We start from the raw sequence: 23,877 nt of genomic DNA, 5'->3' as shown, positions 1-23,877 counted from the left end.
CCTGGGCGGCGGTGGCGGCGGGGACGACGGCGACCGTGGCGGTCAGCAGCAGGGCGGCGAGGGGTCTGAGCAGTCTTTTCCAGGGCAGCATCGGGTGATCTCCTTGCGGCTCAAGGGAGTTGCGATGGCCGTACGCCCTGTGACCCGGATCACGAGGATGCTGTTCAATTCGAAAGTTACGGACGAGTAGGACGCTTGGGAAGTTACGCGTCAGTAAAAACTTCCAGCGCTAACCACCGCACGCGCATCTGCCGATGAACCGTCACCAGGCGGGCCTGAGGGGACCATAGGGAGCGATACGCCCCAATCGCTCACGCAACGCCCGCACCTCACCCTCACCGAGTACGTCGATCCACGCGCCCACGGCCTCCGCGGCAGCCTCCTCCGCCGCACGGGTGCAGGCCCACCCCCGCTCGGTCAGCACGACGAGCCGGGCCCGGGCGTCACCGGGATGCGGCCGCCGCTCGGCGTATCCCTTGCGCACGATCTCGTCGACCAGCTGACTCGCGGCCTGCTTGGTCACCCCGAGATGAGCGGCGAGCTCCGTGACCGTGGCCCCGTCCGGCGCGAGCCGCGAGAACGCGAACCCCCAGGCGGGGCGCGCCTCGAAGCCCCGCGCGACGACCCCCTCGTTGATGCGCTGGGTCAGGTCGCCGGCGGCGGCGAGCAGGGCGGCGGACAGGGCGAGGGCTTCGGAGTTCTGCACCCAGGCATTGAAACACCCTTGACGAACTGGTCAAGCAGCTTGACTATGGAGCCATATAGTCAATCTTCTTGACCATCTGTCGTTCAGGAGGCCCCCATGCCCGTCGTCCGCTCGTCCGAAGCCGTCACCCATGAGATCCACGGCGCCCGTTTCGTCTCGTACGCCACTCCCCTCAGCGGCGCCAAGGAGCTCTGCGCCTGGCGCGGCGAGATCCCCGCCGGGACGAAGGCACCGGCGCACACCGTGAGCCGCGAGGAGATCTTCCATCTGCTCATCGGCGAACTGCTGGTCACCCTCGACGACAGCACCCGGCGGATCACCGCCGGCGACACGGTGATCGTCACCCCCGGCGCGACCTTCACCGTCGAGAACCCCACCGACCACACCGCCCTCACCTGGGTCACCACCTCCATCGGCCTGGAGGCGACCCTGGCGGACGGCACCCGCATCACCCCGCCGTGGGCCAACTGACCCGGGCCTGTCCGGCGGACCATGCCGGCGTCGCGGGGCCCGGCACTCCGGACAGGCCCTACGCGGCCAGCGTGCCCGGCAGGACCGCCAGGGGCCCGAACTTCGCCCGGACGCGGTCCGCGGCCTCCTCGATACGGCGGAGCTTGTCGTCGGTGGGGTCGAAGGTGAGCTGGTGGGAAGCCTGTTCCGCGGGGTCGAGGCCCTCGGCGCGCAGGGCGATCGAGCGGACCCGGGCGCGCTGGAGACCGAGGGCCTCGTACATGCCGTAGGCCGCCCTGGTGAGGGCCGCCGAATGGGCGGTGGGTTCACCGAGGGTGCGGCTGCGGGTGGTCGCGGTGCGGTCGGCGTAGCGGACGGTGAGGGTCAGGGTGCGGCAGACCTTGTCGAGGGCGCGCAGCCGGGAGCCCAGTTCCTCGGCGGCGGAGAGCAGGGCACGGCGGTGCCGGTCGGGGTCCAACTCGTCGCGGGTGAAGGGGCGTTCGGTGGCGAGGGAGCGCGAGACACCGTTCGGGACCACCCGGCCGCGGTCCACGCCGTTCGCCTTCTCGTGCAGTTCGCGGCCGGCCTTCGCGCCGACCAGGCGCTGGAGCGTGGACAGGGGTGCGGCGGCGACCCGGCCCAGGGTGTCCAGACCGTACTCGCACAGGGTGCGGGCGGTCGCGGTGCCGACGCCGGGGAGCGCGGCGACGGGCCGGCCGGCGAGGAAGTCCGCCACCGCGTCCTCGGGCACCGCGCGGGTCATCCCGGGCCGGGCCTCCTTCAGTGCCATGCGGGCCAGCATCGGCCCGGGTCCGGCGCCGATCACGCAGTCGACGCCGTGCAGGGCGAGGGCGCGGACCCGGATCACCGAGGCCAGTTCGACGGCGTCCCGCTTGAAGTACCGTTCGGCGCCCCGCAGATCGGCCAGTGCCCGGTCCGGTGGCAGCGCCTCGACGACCGGGGTGAACTCCTCCAGGAGGCCCAGCAGTTCGGGCAGGGCCGCCTCCCGCGTCGGCGGCAGCTGGAAACGTACGCAGAGGATGGTCATCCCGCACTCCCCGGACTCTGGTGCCACAACTTCCTTACCTGTGAGGCCTCTTGACCCGCCGGTCGCAGATCGGCCCACGGATGCAGTTCGTATCCCGTCGGCATTTGGATTCGCCGGCCACCGGTCGGATCGCCGGTCGCGTCACCGTCCCCCGTCGGCAGCGGCTCGGCCAGTCGCGCCGCCACCGCGTCGAGGCCCTCCCCGTCCCGCAGTTCGACCAGTTCGGCGAGGTTCCAGGCGGCCGCGCCCACCACGCTGAGGCTGCGCGGGCCGCGCCGCTGCACCACCCCGCGCACCAGCAGCAGCCAGGAGTGGAAGACGGTGTGCGCGCAGGCGTCGTGGGAGTCGTCGAAGAAGGCGAGGTCGACCAGTCCGGTGCCGTCGTCCAGGGTGCTGAAGATGACCCGCTTTCCGGACCGGATCGGTGGCGTCTGGGTGGCCGCCTTGGCCCCCGCGACCAGCACGGTCTCGCCGTGCCGTGCCTCGCGCAGCCGCCGCGCGCTGACCACGCCCAACTCCGTAAGGAACTCCTGGTGGTCGTCCATCAGGTTGCGCGAGACGTCCATCGACAGCACTCCCAGCTCGGCGCTGAGCTTCTCCACGGAGGACAGGTCCGGCAGTCCGGCCGGGGCCGTCCTGCGCCCGCCGGACAGGGGGAGTTGGCCCCCGCGGCCGGCGCGTGCGCCCCGGTGCAGCTCGGTCAGGTGCAGTTGCAGATCGCGCCGGTTGGCTCCGAAGGCGTCCAACGCGCCGACCTGGGCCAGCCGCCCGGCCACCGGACGGCTCGGCCGCCCTCGCTCCCAGAAGTCCAGCAGCGAGGAGTACGGCTGTCCCTCGGCGATCCGCTCCGCCTCGGCCTCACTGATGCCGTGGACGTCGGAGAGCGCGAGCCGCAGGCCCCACACCGAAGGTTTATCAGACACCAGTTCGATCCTGTGTGCGACCCCCGACGCGTTCACGTCCAACGGCAGGATCGGCACCCCGCGCCGCCGCGCGTCCGCCAGCAGCAGCCGCTTCGGGTACATGCCGGGGTCGTGCGTGAGCAGCCCGGCGTAGAAGGCCGCCGGGTGATGCGCCTTCAGCCACGCCGACTGGTACGTCGGTACGGCGAAGGCGACCGCGTGCGCCTTGCAGAAGCCGTACGACCCGAAGGCCTCTACGATCTCCCAGGTGCGCTGAATCGTTTCCGCGCTGTATCCGTTGGCCGCCGCGTGCTGGGCGAACCAGAACCGGATCCGGCCCTGCGACTCCGGGTCGGACAGCCCGCGCCGGACCCGGTCCGCCTCGCCGCGCCCGCACCCGGTCATGATGTCGACGATGTCGATGATCTGCTCGTGGAAGACGACGACCCCGTACGTCTCCTCCAGCGGCCGCTCCAGGTCCGGGTGCGGATACCGGACGGGCGCCCGTCCGTGCCGTGCCTCGATGAACGGCCGCACCATGTCGGCGGCGACCGGACCGGGCCGGAAGAGCGAGATGTCCACGACGAGATCGTGAAAGGTGGCCGGCTGCAACCGCCCGACCAGGTCCCGCTGCCCCGGTGACTCGATCTGGAAGCACCCCAGCGTCTCGGCGGACCGGATGAGCCGGTACGTCTCCGGGTCGCCCGGCGGTACGGCGTCCAGGTCGACCCGCTCCCCCGTCGCCCGCTCCACCTCCGTGACCGCGTGCGCCATCGCCGACTGCATCCGCACGCCCAGCACATCGAGCTTGAGCAGTCCGAGATCCTCCACGTCCTCCTTGTCGAACTGGGACATGGGCAGCCCCTCGCCGCTGGTCGGCACGACCGGGGTGCGGCGGAGCAGGGACGCGTCGGAGAGCAGCACCCCGCACGGGTGCATGGCGATCCCCCGGGGAAGGGCGTCGAGTGCCTCGACCAGCTCCCACAGCCGGCCGTACCGCTGCTTCTCCTCCGCGAGCGCCTTGAGTTCGGGCAGTTCCTCCAGTGCCGCGCGGGCGTCCCGCGCCCGGATGTGCGGGAAGGACTTGGCGATGCGGTCGATGTCGGCCGGGTCCATGGACAGGGCCGCCCCCACGTCCCGGATCGCGTGCCGCACCCGGTACGTCTCCGGCATCGAGACGGTGGCCACCCGCTCGGTCCCGAACCGCCCGATGATCGCCCGGTAGACCTCGATGCGGCGCGCGGACTCCACGTCGATGTCGATGTCGGGCAGGACGAGCCGCCGTGTGGACAGGAACCGCTCCATCAGCAGCCCGTGCTCGACGGGGTCGGCGTGGGCGATGCCGAGGAGGTGGTTGACGAGCGAGCCCGCACCGGAGCCGCGGGCGGCGACCCGGATGCCCATGTCCCTTACGTCGTCGACGACTTGAGCGACCGTCAGGAAGTAGGAGGCGAAGCCGTGGTGGGCGATGATGTCGAGTTCCTCGTGCATCCGCTCCCAGTAGGCGCGCCTGCCCGCGTAGCCCTTCAGCACCATCCCGGCCGCCGCCCGCGAGGCCAGGGCACGCTGGGCGCCGCGCCGGCCCGCGCCGACGAGGTGCGGTTCGGGGAAGTGGACGGTCCCGATGCCGAGGTCGTCCTCGGGGTCGACCAGGCACTCGGCGGCCGTCGCCCGCGTCTGCTCCAGCAGCCGGTGCGCGGTGTCGCGCCGGAAGCCCGCGGCCTCGACGATCCGCTCGGCGGCCGCCAGCATGGCGCCCGCGTCCTTGAGCCAGGCCTCGCCGGAGTCCAGTTCCTCGACGGCGCTCACGGGGACCAGGCGGCGGGCGGAGTCCAGGACGTCGGCGACCGGGCCGAGGCCGGGGTCGGCGTACCGTACGGCGTTGCTGAGCACGGGCCGGATCCGCTGCTCGGCGGCGAATCCGACGGTACGGGCGGCCAGCCGCAAGGAGCCGGGGCCGGTGCCCTTGCGTCCGTGCCAGACGGTTTCGAGGCGCAGGGCGTCGCCGTAGGTCTCCCGCCAGGGGACGAGGAGCCGGGCGGCCCGGTCGGGGCGGCCGGCGGCCAGGGCACGGCCGACGTCGGAGGCGGGTCCGAGCAGCACGGTCAGGCCGTCCCCCCGGTTCTCGGCCCGGGGCACCAGGGGCGTGCCCCGCTCCCCCCTGTCGGCGTGCGCCGCCGTGACGAGCCGGCACAGGTCGGCCCAGCCGCGGGCGCCGTCCCGGGCGAGGAAGGTGACACGGGGGGCCGACTCGTCGACGAAGGCACCTCCGCGCACGGGGGCACGGCGCCGCTCCTGCCGTAGCGGCTCGGCCTCCTCCACGGCCAGCTCCGCCCCGAACAGCGGACGCACCCCCGCCTTCGCGCAGGCCTTGGCGAAGCGGACCGTGCCCGCGAGGGTGTCGCGGTCGGTGAGGGCGAGGGCGTCCATCCCCCGCTCGCCGGCGCGCTCCGCCAGGCGCTCCGGGTGCGAGGCGCCGTAGCGCAGGGAGAACCCGGAGACGGTGTGCAGATGAGTGAAGCCAGGCATCCGCACCTCCCGCTGTCGAACATCAGTTCCCTATCGCCTCACCTCCACCATAGACCAAAAACCGAACATGCGTACGACAGCGTTCGAGTCACCTCTCACCTGCGGAAACGGCCTATTCGGACCCGGATGTGTCGGTCTCGGCGGATTCCTCGGCGAGGGGCTCGGCCACGGCGGCCGACGGCGTGCCGGTGGCCGTCGCACGCTGCGCGGTCTCCAGGGCGTGCAGGCGCCGTTTGATGTCGCGGAGCTCGGTGAGGAGGGTGTCGGGGCGGTTGATCCTGGTCACGAGGTGCTCCTTGGATTCATGGGGTGCCGGTGGCGAGGGTGACGGTCAGCCGGACCTGCTCCTCGCCCGCGTCGTTGCCGGGGGTGACCTCGATCCCGGTGATCCGTACGCCGAACCGGGTGCCCTCGGGAAAGAACACGTCCTTGATGACGACGAGGGCGTCGTCGCCGACCTGGTAGGAGCCGAGGACGGGCTCCAGGTCGGCGCGCACGGTCAGCTCGGGCAGGACGACCGGGGCGGAGACGGCGGCGAGGGCCGAGCGGGCCTGGGAGCGCAGGAGGTCCGCGTCGGTGAGATGGACGTAGGAGACCTCGGTCTCGGTGAGCGGGCGTCCGGTGCCGCTGTCCTCGGCGACCGCGACGAGCTGACCGCTCTCGCCCTGCTCCCCGAGGGCGAAGACCCGGCTCGCGGTGGAGGCGCCGTCGGCCGGCCAGGTGTAGTCGATGAGGTTGGCGCCGTACTCCCACACATGCGGGGTGCCCTGCCGGCCGAGCTGCGGGGTGCCGACGCGGAGCCGGCGCGCGGGACGGCCGTCGCTGCCGTACGCCATGTCGATGACGAAGTCGGGGCCGTCCTCCAGACTCGCCAGCTCGCGCAGCGCCTCGCCGGTGCTCTTGAGGTCGCTGCCGGGGTAGACCAGGGTGCGGGTGATGCCGGAGAGGGCGGTGGACTCGGGGCGTACGCGGATGTCGCCGCCGGGGTGCGCCTGCGCGACGGCGACCAGTTCGCGGGCGATGTCGCTCTGGTCGCGGTCGGTGAAGGGGACGGAGACGGAGGCCAGGTCGGTGAGGGCCGGGTCGAAGGCCGCGGGCAGGACGCGCCGGTGGTCGAAGTAGGAGAGGAAGCCGGCCGCGCCGATCTCCAGGTGCCGGTCGGCGGAGGTGTACTTGACGGTCCAGATCACCCCGCCCCAGACCAGCACGCCGTCCCGCTCGACGTAGAGGGCGGCGCGTCCCGGTTCGGTGAGTTCACGGGGACCGTGGACGGTGATCCGCGGGTCGCCGAGGGGCAACCGGGCGCGGAACTCGCCGGCTTCGTTGAGCTCGGTGCTGAACGTGACGTCGTAGAGCGGGAGTTCGTCGGTGACGAGGCCGGTGGCGAGGTCGGCGGTGTAGTAGGTGTAGCGGGTCGGGCGGGCGGCCACTAGCCCACCAGCCAGGTGGTGTTGAGGTAGATCAGCTGGTTGACCGGAAGCGGGGAGTCCTGGGGATACAACGCGATGCCACCGTCCGGACGAAGCATGAGTTCGAGGCCTCGCGTGGTGCCACCGATCACCGTGTACCAGTGGTGCCTCACCGCCGGGCGGAAACCGGCCGGGACGGCGATGAGGGAGGTGGCGTTGGCCGTCAGGGCGACCGTGCTCTGGACAGCGCCCCGCAGATGGACCGTGGCGCCCACCCGGCGTACCGCCGGTGTCTCGGCGTTGTACACCACCCAGTTGGGCAGGAGGGTGAGGTTGTTCCACCCGGTGTCGTCGTTGACCGCCCGCCACCCGGCCGAACTGTCGTACCACTCCAGGTGGTTGGTGTCCCAGCGGTGGATGTACATGCCCGAGTAGGGGTACGCCGGCCGGCCCCCCTCGCCCCAGACCCGCAGGATGCCGCCGGCCGCCGCGGTCCAGGGGCGCAGGTCGTCGATGTCGGTGGCGGCGACGGACGAGGCGTTCTTCGCCACCCTGATCCGGGCGAGCGGGATGAAGTCGCCGCTCACCGCGGGGTCGACGGGGGTGGCGGCGGCGCTCCCCTTCACGAGTTCCACGGTCATGCCGGTGGTGGCGTCGCCGTACTGCGCGTCGCGCTGCCGGGCGATGACCAGGTCGTTGCGCGGGTTGCTGGAGTCGGCGGGGTTCGTGCCGAGGACGTCGAGGGTCTTCTGCTGGCCGAGGGTGACGAGGTAGGCCCCGGTCGCACTGGCCCGGGTCCCCTGGATGACGCCCTGGAAGGGGGCCACGATGACCTTGCCGGAGACGGTGGCGGTGACCTGCACCCGGCCAGGGTCCCCGGTGGCGGGCCGGATGCCGCTGCGGGCCTGGACCGGGCTCGGGCCGGGCGCGGCGAACACGCCCGTGGCCAGCCGGGCGTCCTCGGCGTCGACGACTCCGCCGGAGATCCAGCCGGAGTCGCGTTCTGGAGTGGGCGTGCTCATCAGGATGCCTCTTCCGGTCGGGGCGTCACGGGACGGGGAACGCGATCACACGCAGGCCGGTGTAGTGCGCGGCGGCCGAGCCCACACTGGCGGTACCGGTCGTCATGCCGCCGCCCCGGCCGACGTACTGCGTCAGCACCAGCGGGGTCGCGGCGGGCAGCAGGTGATGTCCCTGGGCGACGCTGGTGGTGATCCTCGTGGGACCGCCGTGGAAGCAGGCAAGGGACAGAGCCGTCCCGTCCTGCTTGCGCACCACGTGGTCCCACCGCTCGTCGGGGCCCGAGGTGACCGCGTACAACTGCCCTGTGATCAGCAGCATGCGGGGGTACGGCGCCGCGGGCACGGTGACCTGGTTGAAGGTGTACCCGGTGGCTCCCGCCGAGCCGCTGGTCAGCGGCCAGCCCGCGTCGGCCGGCCCGAAGAACTCCACCGCCCCCGTGGCCGCGGGACGCCAGGCCGTGCCGGTGCGGACCAGGTCGAGGCCGCTCTCCAGGTCGTACAGCCGCTGTCCGGCGTAGCCGTCGGCGGGGAGCGACTCGTAGGACTGCAGGGGCAGCACTCCGCCCGCGGCCACGGTGAACATCCGCAGGTCCTTGATGTCCGCCTGGGTGACGGAGCCCGCGTTCGCCCGCACGGTGATCTGCGCGAGAGGCAGGTGGTCGCCGGTGACCGTGGGAGGGACGGGGGTCACCGCGGGCGCCCCGGCCACCACCTGCACCAGCATGCCGTCGCTCGCGTCGCCGTACTGCCGGTCGGTCTGCCGGGCCACCACTAGGGCGATCCGGGAGTACGACGAGTGGGCCGGGGCCGCGGTGAGCACGTCGAGGGTCTTCTGCTGGGCGAGGGTGATCAGATACGCGCCCGCGGCGGTGGTACGGGTGCCCTGGACGACGCCCTGGAAGGGACGCACCGTCACATTGCGCGAGGGTGTGGAGGTCGCCTCGACGTTGCCCGGGCTGCCGGGGCCGGGCCTGATACCGGTGCGGGCCGCGATCGGGTTGCCGGGGTCCGCGGCCGCCGAGGCGAGTACGCCGGTGGCGAGCCGGGCGTCCTCGGCGTCGACGACGCTTCCGGAGAGCCATCCGGAGTCACGCTCGAAGTCAGCCATGCGGGTGCGTTCCTTCTGGTAGCCGAGGGCGGGCGGGTCAGAGCCAGGCGTCCCGCCACTCCGCGGTCAGCCGGGCGGCCGAGGCGTAGTCGCGGGCGCGGAAGAGCACGGGCGTCGCACCCGGCCGGAGCGGGAACCAGTCCGAGCCGGGCAGCAGCGTGGCGCGACGGGAGGCCGTGCCCTGGAGCAGGACCGACCGTGCGTCGGTGTCGACGACCAGGAACTCGCCCTCCTGGAGGGTGAGTTCGAAGGCCAGCTCCTCACCGGTCGCGGTGTTGCTGATCACCGGCTGCGCGCAGGGCCCGACGATCCGCCAGACGGGCCAGGTCGGGACGGTGCCCTTGTTCTCCAGCAGCAGCCGGCCGCCCGAGGAGCCGCTGCCGAAGTCCAGGGGGAAGGTGAGCGGGAAGGCGACACCACCGCTGGAGGAGGGCAGCGGGCAGGTGCTGGTGTTGAGCCCGTAGGAGTACCGCAGCGGGTCCGGCGCGGTCATGGTCAGGGAGAACTCGAAGGCGCCGGACTTGCGGTCGACGATCTTCGTCTCGGCGGTGAGCCGGACCAACGCCCGCCGCACGCGGTGCGGTTCGGTGACGACGAGCGGCGACAGCGTGCTGCCGTCGGCGAGTACGGCGGCCAGCCGGTCCTTGGCCTCTTCCCGTACGGCGCGTTCGGGGGCGATGGCCATGCCCTCCAGGGTGACCACGCGAGGGCCCCGGTAGGAGGGGGCGTCGAACGCGCCGTTGCGCTCGGGGCGGTCGGTCAGGGTGAGCCGGACGGGCGGGGTGGCGGCCCAGCCCTGCTCGCTGGTGACCCACCACTCGACGCCGTCGTCGTCGACGGTGTTCCCGGCCCAGCCGTCCACCTCGAACACCGGCTGCTGGAGCTGGCGGCCGCTCATCGCTTGGCCGCCCAGGCGAGTTCGCGGGCGGTGATCCGGCCGATCTCGTACTCGGACTGGCCGGGGCGGGGGTGGACGTTGACGGTGACGGGGGCGTTCGCCGTGGCGGTGCCGGGCCGGGCCGAGGCGCCGGCGGCGACTCCGGCGAGGCTGTAACCGGGGCCGATCACGCTCCGCGCGGTGGCGGTGGCGAGCCGGCCGGCGGCGCCCGCGACCCGGTTGCCGGCGCCCTCCATGCCGAGGGCGAGCCCTTCGCCGACGTCCCCGCCGAAGCCCATCATCACCTTGGACGGGGAGGCGATGCCGAGGATGCTGCGGATGGGTCCCGGAATGGTGTTGACGATGAAGTTCTTCACGGTGTTGAGCAGCGCTGAGGCCGAGTTCTTGATGCCGTTGATGAGGCCCTGGACGAGGTCGCCGCCCAAGTGCATGAGTTTGTCGGGGAGTTCGGCGAAGAACCCCCAGATCTTCCCGGGCACTCCCCGCAGGAAGTCCACCACGGCGTTCCATTTGTCGACGATCCAGTCCCGCACCGACCCGACGGCCTCCTTGATCCGGTCCCAGTGCTTGACGATCGCGAGCACGGCGATGCCGACGGGTCCGGTGAGGATGGCGACGAGCAACGGCCAGTTGGCCTTGAGCCAGTTGACGACGTTCTTCCCGGCGTCGATCAGCCAGTTGATGGCGACCGACGCCCCCTTCATGACGGTCCCCACCACCTGCCCGATGATCTTGAACGCCGCCTGCATGACCGCCTGCACGGTCTTGGACTGCATCGCCATGTCGATGAGCTTGGTGATGAGCGGCATGACGAGGGCGAGGATGGCGCCGAGGATGTTGGCCTTCATGGCGGTGTTGAGCCCGCGCTGGGCGGTCGTGGCGGTCCGCAGCCCCTGGCTGAACCGGCTGAACAGCCCACCCCCGGACGCCGCGCTGCGCCCGGCCCGCTGCACATCACTCGATGCCCGAGCGGCAGCGGTCCGCACCTGGTTGAGTCCCCCACTCGCCTGAGCGGCGGCACTCCGCAGCCGACCGGTGGCGGTACTTGCCTGGGTGGCCGCGTTCTTGAGCCGATCGACGGAACTACTGGCCCCGGTGACCGCGGTCCGCATGCGAGTGACGGCACCGCCGGTGCTGGTGGCCGCGGATCGCATCTGGTTCAGCGCCCGGGTGACCGATACGAGTGACGTCTGCATGGTGGATTGGCTCCGTCGCTTTCGCCGATGGGGTCTTTGGGGTGCGGGCAGGTGAGCGGCTACCTGCGCAAGGCCTGTTCCAGACCGTCGATATGGTTGTGAAGGCTCTGGATCGACCGGCTCGCACTCGTGGCGCTCCGCTCCAGCGCGCCAACCCGCTGCATGCCCGTCCCCACCTCTTTGTCCAGCTTGCCGACCAGCTTCCGGCCCCTTTCGACCTCACGGTCCAGGGCTTTCACTTTCCCGAGGACCTCATTGGTCTTGACCCGCGAGGCCTTGCTGCGAGCATCCGCGTTGTGCGCGACCTCGCTGACCTTGCCGACTCTGGTGGTGAGTTTGGTAATCCGCTCGTGCAGCACCCGGTCGTCGGCCAGCAGCTTCTTCTGAATGGTCACGACCTTGCCCCGAAGATCGGCCACCAGGCGCTCCACCTGCCGGTCGCCGGCGCTCTGGGCCCGCCGGATGTCCCCCGCGTCACGGATCAGGTCCGTCTTCACTTTCTGCACGAGGTCCTTGATGCTCACGGCCTCGACGCTCAGGACGTGCAACCGGCGATCCTGCTCCTTGTCCCGCGCCTCCTGGACACGGCCTTCAAGGATCTTGTTGACATCGATGACTGTGGCTTCGTGCTTGACCAGACCGTATTCGGTCTGCACCCCGAAGGCGGTGGCAGCGAGGGCGTTGGCTTCCGCCTTCACACCCGTGACTTCGGCCTTCGCACCGGTGACCGGCACGTTGTCGGCCAGCCACTTGGCGTCCACGACCTTCCTCACGGCGTCCTGGAAGGACCTGGAGGCCGCGTACTCGTAGATCCACGCGGGGATGGTTCCGGCGGGGTCCGAAGGGGGCAAGGTATACCTCCTTTCACAGGGGAGAACTCAGGAAGGCCACGATCTCGGCCGGGGTCGCGGCGCGTTTCTCCGCCACCGCCTGCACGGTCTCGCCGCTCTCGGTGTTCGCTCGGGACGGCCTCGGCACCGCCTCCGGGTAATCCGCGGGTTCCGCGTCCTCGTCCCTGTGCACCGTCGCGAACATCCAGTTCGCCACGGCGAGATGGTCGACGGCCGCCGCCAGCAGGTGGTCCGTGACCGTCCAGTCCGCCTGTTCGCCGTGGACCGCCCGGGCGTACGAGGAGTCCGCGGGAAGGTGTTCGACGAGGACGCGCAGGCGGCGGGAGGAGAGCCGGCCCCGGTGCCAGTCGAGGAGGTCGACCCCGTAGTGGCGGAGCAGATCCGCCTCCAGAGCCTCGGCGTGCTCCTCGATCAGCGCGCCGAGGCTCAGCCTTCCCCCAACGACATCCCGGTGTCGTTGCCGTACGCCTCCAGGATCGCGGAGACGTCCTGGACACTGGTGTCGTACTTGCAGAAGCGCTCGAACTGCTCCGTTCCGAGCAGCAGCGCCAGCAACCCGTCGATGTCGTTGTCGTCGAGCGCGGCGATCTGCTTGGCGATACTGCGCGGAAACTCGGTGGGCAGCCGGAACACATCGCCGTCCACCTCGAACTCCCAGTTCTTCCCGACTGCTTCGAGACGCTGGGCACGGGCGGCGTTGACGTTGAAGGGGGCCATGTCGGTGGAGCTCCTTGCTGCGAGGGGAACGAAGAGGGTCAGGCCGCGCTGAAGCTCGGGTCCTTCATCAGGAAGGTCGCCAGCGGGGCACCGTCCACGGTGGCCAGCGCGGTGAAGGTGACGCCGAGCTTCACGGGAGCGGTACGGACGAGGGCGAGCTCCTCCGTCTCGGTCACCTGGCCGCGGGCGACGATCATGCGGTACTTGACCTCGTCGCCGTCCGCGAACTCCAGCCCGAGCATCCGCTCGTCGAACTTCGGCTCGGCCGCCAGCTCGTACTTGTAGAGGCCGGACCCGGTCGCCGTCTCCTTGACCTGCCCGCCGCCGAAGAAGAACGGCAGGGTGTCCTCGTTCAGCTGGAGGAGCTGGAACTTGAAGCTGAGATCGCGGTCGGAGTAGACGAACCTCGCCGAGCTGACGCTCTGCCAGGTGTCCACGGGGTCGAGCTTGTCCTTCTTGGAGATCTTGACCCCGTCGGTGGTGGTGTAGCCGAGGTCCTTCCACCCGGCCCCCCAGGCCGCGGCGGTGTCGGCGGGCGGTGCGGTGGCGAGCGGGGCGATGAGCACACGGCCACTGCCCGCGACCCGGATCTCCTTGGCGTTCGTTCCGGCCATCACTGCTCCTTGCTGGGAGATGGACATGACGTGCTGCTGTGGGAGTAAGGCGAAGTCACGCCGGGAACACGGCCGTTCAGGCCGGGCGGACCACCAGGCGGGTGGTCGAGACATAGCGGTTGGCGCTGGCGTGGCGGTAGTCGGGCAGCCAGCGCGGCCCGTCCTCCTCGACGACGTCCACGACGGTCGCCCCGCCATGGCGCACGCCTCTGAGCTGGAGCATCAGGGAACGGGCCACGAGGGAGACGGTGTGGGCCGCCGCCTTGGAGGGGCCGTACACCTCCAGGTCGACCAGTGGGTTGTCGAGCCGCGGGTCCTCCGCCCAGGCACCGCCCATCCTGGAGACCAGGACGGCGCGCTGGGAGCCGTCGAAGCCGGCCGGCGGCGCGACGTCGACGACGACGCCCGCCAGTTCGCTGCGGTCCTTGAGCAGGTCGACGACCAGCTGTTCCACGTCCGGGAAGGTGACGTACGGCTCACTCATCGGAGTCGGCGGAGTCCGCGGAGCCTTCGGAGTCCGCGAGGCCCTCCGCGGGGCGCGCGATGACACCGAGCAGTTCCCGCGCGGCGAGGTCGTCCACGTCCACGACGTCACCGGGCTCGTGCCCGTTCCACCAATAGGTCAACTGGATCTTCTGCACGGCGTTTCCCCCGAAACGGTCGGCTGTGAAGCAACCCACTGAGCTACTCACTGGGTGATCAACTTCCATTGGTCAGAGGGAAGTCGGCGCCCAGGAAACGCAAATGTAACGGCCGCCCCAAGCACAGCGTGAGCAACTTGAGGTCTCGAACGGATAACGATGGCGAGAGACGCGAGAGCCCCGCCCCCAGGCACAGGGGGGCGGGGCTCAGCGCTCCACAGGAGCGGGCGTCAGCCGATCGACGCGCCCGTCGCCGACAGCGCCTCGGTCACCGGCTGGAAGAACGTCTGCCCGCCGGAGGTGCAGTCACCGCTGCCTCCGGACGTCAGCCCGATCGCGCTGCTCCCCGAGAAGAGCGAGCCGCCGCTGTCCCCGGGCTCCGCGCACACATCGGTCTGGATCAGCCCGTTCACGATGTCGCCGTTGCCGTAGTTCACCGTCGCGTCCAGGCCGGTGACCTTCCCGGAGTGCACCTGGGTCGTGGACCCGCTGCGCGTCACCGACTGGCCGACGGTCGCCGAGGCCGCCCCTGTGATCGCCTGCGCGGACCCGTTGTAGAGATCCACCTCGCTGGGGTGGTCGACCTCTGCCGTGTACTTCACCAGCCCGAAGTCGTCACCCGGGAAACTCGACACCTCGTTGGTGCCGATCTGCTTGCCGCTGGAGTCCGACCACGTCGAGATCGCCTCGGTGCAGTGCCCGGCGGTGAGGAAGTAGGGCTGGCCGCCCTTGACCACGTTGAACCCGAGCGAGCACCGCCCGCCGGAGCCGCTGATCGCGTCGCCACCGGCGATGAAGGGCTTGAACTCCCCCTTGGCGCGCTGGAGTTCGGCCACCTGACCGAGCCCGTCGACCACCTTGGTGAGCTTGCCCCACTCGGCGGCGGACACCGTACGGTCCGCGGTGACGACGACCTTGTTGGTGGTGGGGTCGGTCACCCAGGACGTCCCCGGGATGGTCGCGTCGTCCGCGAGGGTCGTGCGCGCGCTCCTCAGCTCGGCGAGGGAGTTCGAGACGACTCTGGCCGTGGCCCCGGCCGCCGAGACGGTCCGCGCCGCGCCCTCGTCGAGCACGTTCACCACGAGCGTCCTGGTCTTCGCGTCGTAGAACGTCCCGGCCGCGTCCGCGCCGAGTTCCGTGCCGAGCGTCGAGGCGAGCTTTCCGGCCGCGATAGCCGAGAGGGTCCTGACGTGGGGCGTGGCCGGCGTCTCGCTGGCGTTCGCAGTCTGCAAGGTGACTCCCGCGGCGACCAGTGCGGTGACGCCCGCACCCGCCATGACAATCCGCCGCCGGGGTATGCGTCGGTGCTTCAACTCGCGTCCTCCTGTGGGGGGTCGGCCCGCGAGAGCGTGGGGGTCTCGGGAGCCGGAAGGCTGGTTGACGAGCCCTTACTCTTCCGAACCCCGTCGGGAGCGCACAAGGGTGACTTCCGGACGCGCGTAGAACGCGGTTGCACGCCCCCGTCATTTTTGACAGACCACGGTCATCCTTGGCCGTTCACGCTGCAAACACTACGAGCGAGTAACACCGCATCAGCCTGTGAGGTCTAGTCCTGTCCTGAAATCGACCCTCCGGCATCCGGATTCGGCCGGGACTCAAGAGGCGGACGTTGCTCCTGCACCGGTTGCGGAACGGCGGGCGGCGCGGCCGCCACCCCCTGCTGCGCCTTCTCCAGGAACCGCAGCAGCTCGACGGGGAAGGGCAGCACCAACGTCGAGTTCTTCTCCGCCGCCACCGCCACCACCGTCTGCAGCAGCCGCAGTTGCAGCGCGGCGGGCTGCTCGGACATCTCCTTGGCCGCCTCGGCGAGCTTCTTCGATGCCTGGAGCTCCGCGTCCGCGTTGATGACCCGCGCCCGGCGTTCCCGGTCCGCCTCGGCCTGCCGGGCCATGGACCGCTTCATGGTCTCGGGCAGGGAGACGTCCTTGATCTCGACCCGGTCGATGGTGACCCCCCACTCCACCGCGGGACTGTCGATCATCAACTCCAGCCCCTGGTTGAGCTTTTCGCGGTTGGACAGCAGATCGTCCAGCTCGCTCTTGCCGATGATCGACCGCAGCGAGGTCTGCGCCATCTGCGCGACGGCGAACCGGTAGTCCTCGACCCGGACGACCGCCTCGGCCGGCGAGGTCACCTTGAAGTAGACGACGGCGTCCACCCGTACCGTGACGTTGTCCCGGGTGATGCCCTCCTGCCCGGGCACCGGCATGGTCACGATCTGCATGTTGACCTTCCGGAGCTTGTCCACCCCCGGGACGATCATCGTGAACCCCGGCCCCCGCACGTCCGGCCGGAGCTTGCCGAGGCGGAAGACCACGCCCCGTTCGTACTGCTTGACGACCCGCGCGGCCGCCATGACGTACACCGCTCCGGCGGACACGAGTGTCACGCCCGCCGCCACCAGTTCCTCGACCATCGCGACCCCCAGGGTCCGAACCAGGCGCTCTAGGTGTGTACTTCGACGGTAACCCCGACGTGTACACAAAGGGAGACGGAGGACACCGGTGGTGCACGACATCAGGACACGGGACGGCCGCCGCTTGACGGTCGAGGAGTACGGGGACCCGGACGGCAGCCCCGTCGTCCTGCTGCACGACACCCCGGGCTGCCGCTTCGGAGTCGTCCCCGGGGACGTCGTGACCGCGCACCCGCACATCCGGTTCCTCGCCTACGACCGCCCCGGCTACGGCGACTCCGACCGGCTTCCGGGCCGCCGCGTGGCCGACGCCGCCCGGGACGTGGCCGAGTTGGCCGACGCCCTCGGACTCGGCCGTTTCTCGGTGCTCGGCCACTGCGGCGGCGCCCCGCATGCCCTGGCCTGCGCCGCACTGCTGCCCTCGCGGGTGCGGCGGACGGCCGTACTGGCCTCTCCCGCACCCCCGGACGCCAGGGACCTGCGCTGGTTCGACGGCATGGCCCCCTCCCGCGTCGAGGAGTTCACCCGGGCGCTCACCGACCCGCTCGACTTCGCCGGACACCTGGCCGCCCGCGCCGCCGACATCCGCCGCGACCCCGCGCAGCTGCTCGTCTCCCTGCGCGACGGACTCACCGATGCCGACCGGCGGATCGTCTCCGCCCCCGCGGTCGGCGAGATGCTGCTGCGCGCCTACCGGGAGGCGCTGCGCGGATCGTCGTACGGCTGGCTCGACGACGTTCTCGCCCTGCTCAGCTCCTGGGGGTTCGACCCGGCGGCCGTCCCCCGGCCGGTCCTGCTGTGGCACGGTGCCGAGGACACCCTCTCCCCGGTCGGCCACTTCACCTGGCTGGCGGACCGTATCCCCCGCGCCCGGCCCGTACTTCAGAAGGACGCCGGCCACTTCGGCGCCCTGGCGGCGCTGCCGGACGTACTGGACTGGCTCTGCGCGCCGGCGCGGCGGGCCACGCCGTGATCACGACGAACCCCCGTACGGCGGATGCGTACGGGGGTTCACCCTGTGCCGGGCCTAGAAGACGCTGACGCCGTAGGCGCTCAGGGCCTCGGTGACCGGCTGGAAGAAGGTCGTGCCGCCGGAGGAGCAGTTGCCGCTGCCGCCGGAGGTCAGACCGTAGGCCACACCGCTGTTGGAGTAGAGCGGGCCGCCGGAGTCGCCGGGCTCGGCGCAGACCGTGGTCTGGATCATGCCGTAGACGACGTCGCCGCCGCCGTAGTTGACGGTCGCGTTCAGCGCGGTGACCCGACCGCTGTGGGTGCCGGTGGTGGAACCGCGGCGGTAGACCGTGGTGCCCACGCTCGGGGTGGCGGCGCTGGTGATGTCGACGCTGCCGACGGTGCCGGAGATCGACGAGGTCGGGTAGCTCGTCGAGTACTTGACGAGGCCGTAGTCGTTGGTCGGGAAGCTGGAGCCCGCCGTCGAACCGAGCGTGGTGGTGTGCCCGGAGTTCGACCACCAGGTGCCCGCGCCGTCGGTGCAGTGACCGGCGGTCAGGAAGTAGTAGGTGCTGCCGCTGCGGACGTTGAAGCCGAGGGAGCAGCGCCAGCTACTCGCATAGATGGCGTCGCCGCCGGAGATCAGCTTGTTGAACTTGCCCGGGGTCCGCTTGATCGTGAGCGCGTCGGCGTTGCTGCCCGCCTGCTCCTTGATCTTGGCGATCTCCGCCTGCGAGACCGTGCTGTCGACGGTGACGACGACACGGTTGGTCTTGCTGTCGACGGCCCAGGCGGTACCCGGGATGTCGGCCTTGAGCACCGAACTGCTGGCGCTCTTGAGTTCGGCGCTGCTGAACGGGGTCGCAGCGGTCGCGTTCGCGCTGGGGACCGCGATCGCGGCCGCGGCCACGAGGCCGGTGGTACCGGCGATCAGCCGGGTCCGTCTCGCCATGCCACTGCGGGGGTTGGTGCGCTTGATCCTCACGTTTCGTTCCCTCCAAGGGAAGTCGGGGGCCCGCGTGGGGTCGGGGCCCGTGAGGCGCAGTCAGCGGCACGGCCGTCCGGATTTCGAACACGCCGTGCTCCTGACAAGCGCTGAGGGGGAGTATTCGGCCGAACGGACGGTCGGCGCAAGGGCGCCTTTCGGCCGTCAACCTTTGAAACACCTTTGCGGTTCGGAGGGAACCTCCCTCCTTCTAATTCCGTCCCGCTCCCCTGCCCCGGCGACCACGCGGAGGGCGTTCCCGGACAGCGCCGAGTGACAGACACCGAGGTCGACGCCGGGAACCCGCGTCGCCGACGGCAACCAGGGGCCGCCGGTGGCTCGTTCCTCGACGCCTCGCACGCACGAGCACGAGAAGCGGAACAGGGGGTCGCCGTTCCGCTTCCCGGCATCGCCGAAAACCGCCCCCGGCGAAAGGTCCACACCAGGTGCCCGACCCCCGGGAAGTGCGGGCCGGACGCGTCCGCTTACGGCTTACGCCCCGGCCACGGCGAATTGGCCGGCCGGCCCGGCGAGACCCAGGTGCTCGCGGAACGTACTGCCCGGGTAGAAGATGCGGAACAGCCCGCGGTGCTGGAGCGCAGCGATCCAGCGCGTCTGCCCGCAGTTGCTCTCGTACGGCGCCGGCCTGTGCGGCGCTCGCGGCACGCACCAGGGAAACACCGGCGTACCGCAGGCGGGGCGGTGACCTTCACTCACACCCTCCCCTCACCCGGCGTTCCCCGTCTCCAGGAGACCCCTTCGCCGTGCCTCCACTCACGCACGCCGACCAGCTCGACCTGCATCAGCGGAAGTGACACACACTTAGAAAACCTTCCCCGGGCCGGTGATGGCGTGGTGCAGCACGGACAGTCACCGTGATCCATCGTGGCCGGGATCGCGTTGAGCAGCGGGTTCTTCCCGGCCGCCGCGTTCACCCGTACGCTCCGCGCCTCACCCGTACGCCGTGAAGAATCATATTTCACTCACAGTCAGCAGCCGTATGGGACACGACCCTTGGGGTACCTGGGCTCTCGACGGATTCGCTGTGCACCAGTACCGTCACAAACCCCCCGCGCGGCGGCTATCCACTTGGCGCGCGATCCGCATCATGGATGACCATAGGGATACAGAAGCAAGAGAAACCGCTGTGAGAGGAGGCGTCCATGGGATCGGTGCGCAAGGCGAGTGCCTGGCTGGGCCTCGTTGACGACAACGATGACGAGCGTTACTACGACGACGACGGATACTCCGAAGGGACCGAGCCCGGGGATGCCTGGGTCACCGACCCGCGGGTCAAGGTGGCCTCGGACGTCGCCGAGGAGAAGGGCCGACGCATCGGCACGGTGACCCCGGACAGCTTCCGGGACGCCCGCGCCATCGGCGAACTGTTCCGCGACGGCGTGCCCGTCATCATGAACCTCACCGCGATGGAGGCCGGTGACGCCAAGCGCGTCGTCGACTTCGCGGCCGGGCTGATCTTCGGACTGCGCGGCTCCATCGAGCGCGTGTCCACCCGGGTGTTCCTGCTGACCCCCGCCAACACGGAGATCGTGAACGGCGATCCGGCCGCGCACCGCACGGACGGCTTCTTCAACCAGAGCTGAGGCAGGGCCGCTCACCGGCCCTGCCCCCAGCAGGTCTCACCGGAAGGCATCCAGCCCGGTGAGCGCCTTGCCCAGCACGAGCTGGTGCATCTCGACGGTGCCCTCGTACGTGAGCACCGACTCGAGGTTCGTCGCGTGCCGCATCACCGGGTATTCGAGCGAGATCCCGTTGGCCCCGAGGATCGTCCGCGCCGTACGGCAGATCTCGATGGCCTCGCGGACGTTGTTGAGCTTGCCGAAGCTGACCTGCTCGGGACGCAGGCGGCCGGCGTCCATGCGCCGCCCCAGATGGTGGGCGAGCAGAATCCCCTTGTGCAGTTCGACCGCCATGTCGGCGAGTTTGGCCTGGGTGAGCTGGAAGCCCCCGATCGGCCGCCCGAACTGCTCCCGTGTCTTCGCGTAGTCGACGGCGGTCTCGAAACACGACCGCGCCGCCCCCATCGCACCCCACACGATCCCGTACCGGGCGTGCGAGAGACAGCTCAGCGGCCCCTTCAGCCCGACGACCTCCGGCAGCACCGCGTCTGCGGGCAGCCGTACGTCGTCCATGACCAGCTCACTGGTGACGCTGGCCCGCAGCGACCACTTGTGCTTGATCTCCGGCGCCGAGAAACCGGCCGCGTCGGTCGGCACCACGAAACCGCGGATCCCCTCGTCGGTCTGCGCCCACACCACGGCGACCCCGGCGACCGACCCGTTGGTGATCCACATCTTGCGCCCGTTGAGAACCCAGTCCGTGCCGTCCTTCTTGGCGTACGTGCGCATGGAGGCGGGGTCGGAGCCGTGATCCGGTTCGGTCAGCCCGAAGCAGCCGATGACCTCACCGGCGGCCATGCGGGGCAGCCAGGTCTGCTTCTGCTCCTCGCTGCCGAACCGGTGGATCGCGTACATGGCGAGCGAGCCCTGCACCGAGACGAGGGAGCGGATCCCGGAGTCGGCGGCCTCCAGCTCCAGACAGGCGAGCCCGTACTGCACCGCGGAGGCTCCGGCGCAGCCGTACCCGCTGAGCGACATCCCGAGGGCGCCGATCCGACCGAGGTCCCGGGCGAGTTCCCTGATCCCCGGCAGCTCGCCCTTCTCGTACCAGTCGGCGACATGGGGCAGCACGCGGTCGGCGGCCCAGGTCCGCACGGTCGCGCGGATCGCCAGGTCCTCCGGCTCCAGGAGGTCGTCGATGCCGAGGGGGTCGGCGGGGTCGAACGGGGGCATGGCACATCCTCCGGCAGACGAGCGACTCGAAACTAGCAGCGCTAATTCAGCGGCGCGGCCGACGTTACAGCGCGCTCCCGCGCACAGCCAGACGCCGTCAGGCCGAGACGCGCGACTCCGCGACTTCCCTGGGCGCCGGGAGCTCCACCTCGGCCGGGGACTCACCGCACTGCATGGTGCGCGGCAACCGCAGCGCCATCACCGCACCCAGCAGCAACAACCCCGCGCTCACCAGCAAGGTCACGTGCAGCCCGTGCACGAAGGAGTCCTGGGCGGCCCGGCGCAGGGCCACCCCGGCGGGTCCGCCGAGGCGTCCGGCCACCTCGTAGGCCTCGCCCAGGGAGTGCCCGGCCGACCTGGACGCCGACTGCGGGACGCCGGGCACGCCCGACAGGCCGGGTGTGTACGCCGCGTTCATCACGCTGCCGAGCAGCGCGATCCCGATGCCCGCGCCGAGCTGGTACGAGGTCTCGCCGATCGCCGCGGCCCCGCCCGCCTGCTCCGGCGGAGCCTCGCTGAGCATCGACTCGTACGCCCCGAACAGCGTCGTCTCCAGACCGAACCCGAGCAGCAGGAACCCGGACACCAGCAGGCCGGTGTTGTCCGCGTCGCCCATCGCGGTGAGCAACAGCACGGCAAGGGCCGTGAGGCAGAACCCGGCGCTGACCATCCGGCGCGGCCCGAACCGTCGCAGCAGCCGCGCCCCGGCCAGCCCCGCCGCCATCGCGGCGATCGTCAGCGGCAGCAGCCTGAGTCCGGTCTCCAGCGGGGACAGGTCGAGGACCAGCTGGAGGTACTGCGCCGCGATCAGTTCGAGCCCCACCAGGGCGAGCATCGCGAGGACGATGCAGCCGACGGAGGTGCTGAACGCGGGGCGGGCGAACATCCGCAGGTCCACCAGGGGATGCGCGAGCCGCCGCTGCCGCCGTACGAAGAGGACGAGCAGGGCCGCGCCCACGATCAGGGGCACCGCGGTGAACGCGTCGAGGTCCCCGCCGCCGAGCCGCTTGACGCCGAGCACGAGGGCGAACAGTCCGGCGGCGGCCATCAGCGCGCCGACCACGTCCCAGGGGCCGTCCCCGCTGCCCTTCGACTCGGGCAGCAGCAGTCGGCCCACCGGCAGGCTGACCAGCATCAACGGAATGTTGACGAGGAAGACCGAGCCCCACCAGAAGTGTTCGAGGAGGAAGCCGCCGAGCAGCGGTCCGACGGCCGCGCCGACCGCGGCGACGGCGCTCCAGATGCCGATCGCCAGCGCCCGCTCACGCCGGTCGGGGAAGACCTGGCGCAGGATCGACAGCGTCGCGGGCATGATCATCGCGCCGCCGACGCCGAGCAGCGCCCGCGCGAGGATCAGCACCTGCGCGGTGTCCGCGACGGCGGCGACACCCGAGGCGACGCCGAACAGGGTGTAACCGAGCAGAAGGATTCTCCGGCGGCCCACACGGTCACCGAGGGTGCCGAAGAGGATGAGCAGCGCGGCGCAGACGAGCGGATAGACGTCGACGATCCAGAGCAGTTCGATCGCGCCGGGCTTGAGGTCCTCGGTGACGGCGGGCACCGCCACGTGCAGCACGGTCGCGTCCAGGGCGACCAGGAGCAGGCTCACGCACAGGACGACGAGGACGACCCAGCGGTTTGCACCGGCCCCGGCCGCCCGACGGCGCAGCACATCGGCGGCCGTGGTCGTCCCGGACATGTACGTACCTCCCAGATGTTCCCTCGCGTTCGGCGGGCACACGGGGTGGGGACTCCCCATGATCTCGGCCGGAGAGGAGCGGTGGTCTCCGGCCCGCGCAGCGAACGGCGGGTGACACGTCAGCGTACGCGAGTTCGCGCGCGGTCCCAGTGGCGGACCTCTCACACCGCGGACGGAACATGTGTGGCGTACACCACTTCCGCCGCCCGCCGTCCCGCCCCGGTGAGCGGGCGGCCGGGGCGCCCGGTCGATAATCGGCCCCGTGACCGATCTTGGAACGCGCACCGCACCGGCCCTGCGCCGAGCCGCCCCGGCGCTGCTCGGCTACGCGGCCGTCCGCGCCCTGGGCCTCCTCACGCTGGCCCTGTGGAGCGCGGCGCGCGACAAGAGCGCGTACACCCTGCTGACCGCCCGCTGGGACGCCCTCTGGTACACCCGGGTCGCCGAGCTCGGTTACGGCTACGAGGTGCGGCTGCCGAACGGCGACGTGCACTCCAACCTGGCCTTCTTCCCGCTCCTGCCGTGGCTGGAGCGGCTGCTGTCCGCGGTGACCCCGCTGTCGTACGCCGACGCGGGCTTCGCGGTGTCGCTGCTCGCGTCCCTGGCCGCCGCCTGGGGCGTCTTCGCGGTGGCGGACCAGGTGTACGGCCGTCGGGCGGGCGTCTGCGCGGTCCTGCTGTGGGCCGTCCTGCCGGTCGGGATCGTCCAGTCGATGGCGTACAGCGAGTCGCTGTTCACGGCGCTGGCGGCCTGGTCGCTGTACGCGGTCCTGAGGGGCCGCTGGGTGACGGCGGGTCTCCTGGCGTCCCTGGCGGGTCTGACCCGGCCGGTGGGGCTGGCGGTGGTCGCGGCGGTGTGGGCGGCGGCGATCGCGGCGTTCGTGAGCGACCGACGCTCCCGGAGCCGCACCCAGACCCCCGCC

24 protein-coding genes and 1 pseudogene are annotated in these 23,877 nt (G+C 70.9%); 4 read left to right on the top strand and 21 right to left on the bottom strand.

Features of this window, described 5'->3' with window-relative positions:
- Positions 1 to 262 precede the first annotated feature (262 nt).
- On the bottom strand, positions 263 to 706 hold the full coding sequence (locus EHS43_RS10850; RefSeq protein WP_125190328.1) for a MarR family winged helix-turn-helix transcriptional regulator: 444 nt from the start codon (positions 704 to 706) through the stop codon (positions 263 to 265).
- Between the two features lie 96 nt (positions 707 to 802).
- On the opposite strand from EHS43_RS10850, the gene EHS43_RS10845 reads away from it, so the two are divergent.
- Positions 803 to 1,177: a cupin domain-containing protein gene (locus tag EHS43_RS10845; RefSeq protein ID WP_125190327.1), complete on the top strand. Its 375-nt coding sequence runs from the start codon at positions 803 to 805 to the stop codon at positions 1,175 to 1,177.
- Between the two features lie 58 nt (positions 1,178 to 1,235).
- Here the strand turns inward: EHS43_RS10845 and EHS43_RS10840 are convergent, their stop codons facing one another.
- From EHS43_RS10840 to EHS43_RS10775, 16 genes are all read right to left on the bottom strand, one after another.
- Entirely contained in the window at positions 1,236 to 2,204 is a 969-nt protein-coding gene (locus EHS43_RS10840; protein WP_125190326.1) for a hypothetical protein, read from the bottom strand.
- Entirely contained in the window at positions 2,201 to 5,635 is a 3,435-nt protein-coding gene (locus tag EHS43_RS10835) for a DNA polymerase III subunit alpha (protein ID WP_125190325.1), read from the bottom strand. Before EHS43_RS10835 ends, EHS43_RS10840 begins: the two co-directional genes overlap by 4 nt.
- A gap of 112 nt (positions 5,636 to 5,747) precedes the next feature.
- Positions 5,748 to 5,921, bottom strand: coding sequence for a hypothetical protein (locus EHS43_RS46360; RefSeq protein WP_185806199.1), 174 nt, complete (start codon positions 5,919 to 5,921; stop codon positions 5,748 to 5,750).
- 16 nt (positions 5,922 to 5,937) lie between these two features.
- On the bottom strand, positions 5,938 to 7,065 hold the full coding sequence (locus EHS43_RS10830; protein WP_125190324.1) for a hypothetical protein: 1,128 nt from the start codon (positions 7,063 to 7,065) through the stop codon (positions 5,938 to 5,940).
- Positions 7,065 to 8,066, bottom strand: a complete 1,002-nt coding sequence (locus EHS43_RS10825; protein WP_125190323.1) for a hypothetical protein — start codon at positions 8,064 to 8,066, stop codon at positions 7,065 to 7,067. The genes EHS43_RS10830 and EHS43_RS10825 overlap by 1 nt, the downstream gene beginning before the upstream one ends.
- Before the next feature lie 25 nt (positions 8,067 to 8,091).
- Positions 8,092 to 9,174, bottom strand: coding sequence for a hypothetical protein (locus EHS43_RS10820; protein WP_125190322.1), 1,083 nt, complete (start codon positions 9,172 to 9,174; stop codon positions 8,092 to 8,094).
- Positions 9,175 to 9,211: 37 nt separating this feature from the next.
- A complete protein-coding gene (locus EHS43_RS10815) occupies positions 9,212 to 10,072 on the bottom strand; it encodes a phage tail domain-containing protein (RefSeq protein WP_125190321.1) in 861 nt (286 codons plus the stop codon).
- A complete protein-coding gene (locus EHS43_RS10810) occupies positions 10,069 to 11,268 on the bottom strand; it encodes a hypothetical protein (protein ID WP_125190320.1) in 1,200 nt (399 codons plus the stop codon). The genes EHS43_RS10815 and EHS43_RS10810 overlap by 4 nt, the downstream gene beginning before the upstream one ends.
- A gap of 59 nt (positions 11,269 to 11,327) precedes the next feature.
- Complete coding sequence (locus EHS43_RS10805) at positions 11,328 to 12,029, bottom strand: hypothetical protein (protein ID WP_125190319.1); 702 nt, start codon at positions 12,027 to 12,029, stop codon at positions 11,328 to 11,330.
- Positions 12,030 to 12,132: 103 nt separating this feature from the next.
- Complete coding sequence (locus EHS43_RS10800; RefSeq protein ID WP_260470470.1) at positions 12,133 to 12,498, bottom strand: DUF5361 domain-containing protein; 366 nt, start codon at positions 12,496 to 12,498, stop codon at positions 12,133 to 12,135.
- 47 nt (positions 12,499 to 12,545) lie between these two features.
- Positions 12,546 to 12,836: a hypothetical protein gene (locus EHS43_RS10795; RefSeq protein ID WP_125190317.1), complete on the bottom strand. Its 291-nt coding sequence runs from the start codon at positions 12,834 to 12,836 to the stop codon at positions 12,546 to 12,548.
- A gap of 38 nt (positions 12,837 to 12,874) precedes the next feature.
- Positions 12,875 to 13,450: a phage tail protein gene (locus EHS43_RS10790; RefSeq protein WP_125190316.1), complete on the bottom strand. Its 576-nt coding sequence runs from the start codon at positions 13,448 to 13,450 to the stop codon at positions 12,875 to 12,877.
- Between the two features lie 76 nt (positions 13,451 to 13,526).
- Positions 13,527 to 13,934 (bottom strand): hypothetical protein, encoded by a 408-nt coding sequence (locus tag EHS43_RS10785; RefSeq protein WP_125190315.1) that lies wholly within the window; start codon positions 13,932 to 13,934, stop codon positions 13,527 to 13,529.
- Positions 13,927 to 14,091: a hypothetical protein gene (locus tag EHS43_RS46355; protein WP_185806198.1), complete on the bottom strand. Its 165-nt coding sequence runs from the start codon at positions 14,089 to 14,091 to the stop codon at positions 13,927 to 13,929. Before EHS43_RS46355 ends, EHS43_RS10785 begins: the two co-directional genes overlap by 8 nt.
- Positions 14,092 to 14,321: 230 nt before the next feature.
- Positions 14,322 to 15,404 (bottom strand): S1 family peptidase, encoded by a 1,083-nt coding sequence (locus EHS43_RS10780; RefSeq protein ID WP_125190314.1) that lies wholly within the window; start codon positions 15,402 to 15,404, stop codon positions 14,322 to 14,324.
- Positions 15,405 to 15,637: 233 nt separating this feature from the next.
- Complete coding sequence (locus EHS43_RS10775; protein ID WP_125190313.1) at positions 15,638 to 16,507, bottom strand: slipin family protein; 870 nt, start codon at positions 16,505 to 16,507, stop codon at positions 15,638 to 15,640.
- Between the two features lie 88 nt (positions 16,508 to 16,595).
- Between EHS43_RS10775 and EHS43_RS10770 the strand changes: the two genes are divergently transcribed.
- A complete protein-coding gene (locus EHS43_RS10770) occupies positions 16,596 to 17,480 on the top strand; it encodes an alpha/beta fold hydrolase (protein ID WP_125190312.1) in 885 nt (294 codons plus the stop codon).
- A gap of 54 nt (positions 17,481 to 17,534) precedes the next feature.
- Here EHS43_RS10770 and EHS43_RS10765 read toward each other — a convergent pair whose 3' ends face one another.
- Entirely contained in the window at positions 17,535 to 18,443 is a 909-nt protein-coding gene (locus tag EHS43_RS10765; protein WP_125190311.1) for a S1 family peptidase, read from the bottom strand.
- Between the two features lie 492 nt (positions 18,444 to 18,935).
- Positions 18,936 to 19,049, bottom strand: a pseudogene (locus EHS43_RS47580) (FMNH2-dependent monooxygenase); the annotation flags it as partial.
- 557 nt (positions 19,050 to 19,606) lie between these two features.
- Here EHS43_RS47580 and EHS43_RS10755 point away from each other — a divergent pair.
- Entirely contained in the window at positions 19,607 to 20,047 is a 441-nt protein-coding gene (locus EHS43_RS10755) for a cell division protein SepF (protein WP_037715589.1), read from the top strand.
- Between the two features lie 36 nt (positions 20,048 to 20,083).
- Here EHS43_RS10755 and EHS43_RS10750 read toward each other — a convergent pair whose 3' ends face one another.
- Both EHS43_RS10750 and EHS43_RS10745 read right to left on the bottom strand, forming a co-directional pair.
- The gene (locus EHS43_RS10750) at positions 20,084 to 21,256 is read right to left on the bottom strand and encodes an acyl-CoA dehydrogenase family protein (protein ID WP_125190310.1); all 1,173 of its coding nucleotides are present in this window, start codon (positions 21,254 to 21,256) and stop codon (positions 20,084 to 20,086) included.
- A 97-nt stretch (positions 21,257 to 21,353) separates the two neighbouring features.
- Entirely contained in the window at positions 21,354 to 22,955 is a 1,602-nt protein-coding gene (locus EHS43_RS10745; protein WP_125190309.1) for an MFS transporter, read from the bottom strand.
- Positions 22,956 to 23,217: 262 nt separating this feature from the next.
- Between EHS43_RS10745 and EHS43_RS10735 the strand changes: the two genes are divergently transcribed.
- Positions 23,218 to 23,877: mannosyltransferase family protein (locus EHS43_RS10735; RefSeq protein WP_185806197.1), on the top strand; the 660-nt coding region annotated here is incomplete at its 3' end.

This window comes from Streptomyces sp. RP5T, from assembly GCF_003933965.1.
GTDB lineage: Bacteria > Actinomycetota > Actinomycetes > Streptomycetales > Streptomycetaceae > Streptomyces.
This window is presented reverse-complemented; position numbering and strand designations above follow the sequence as displayed.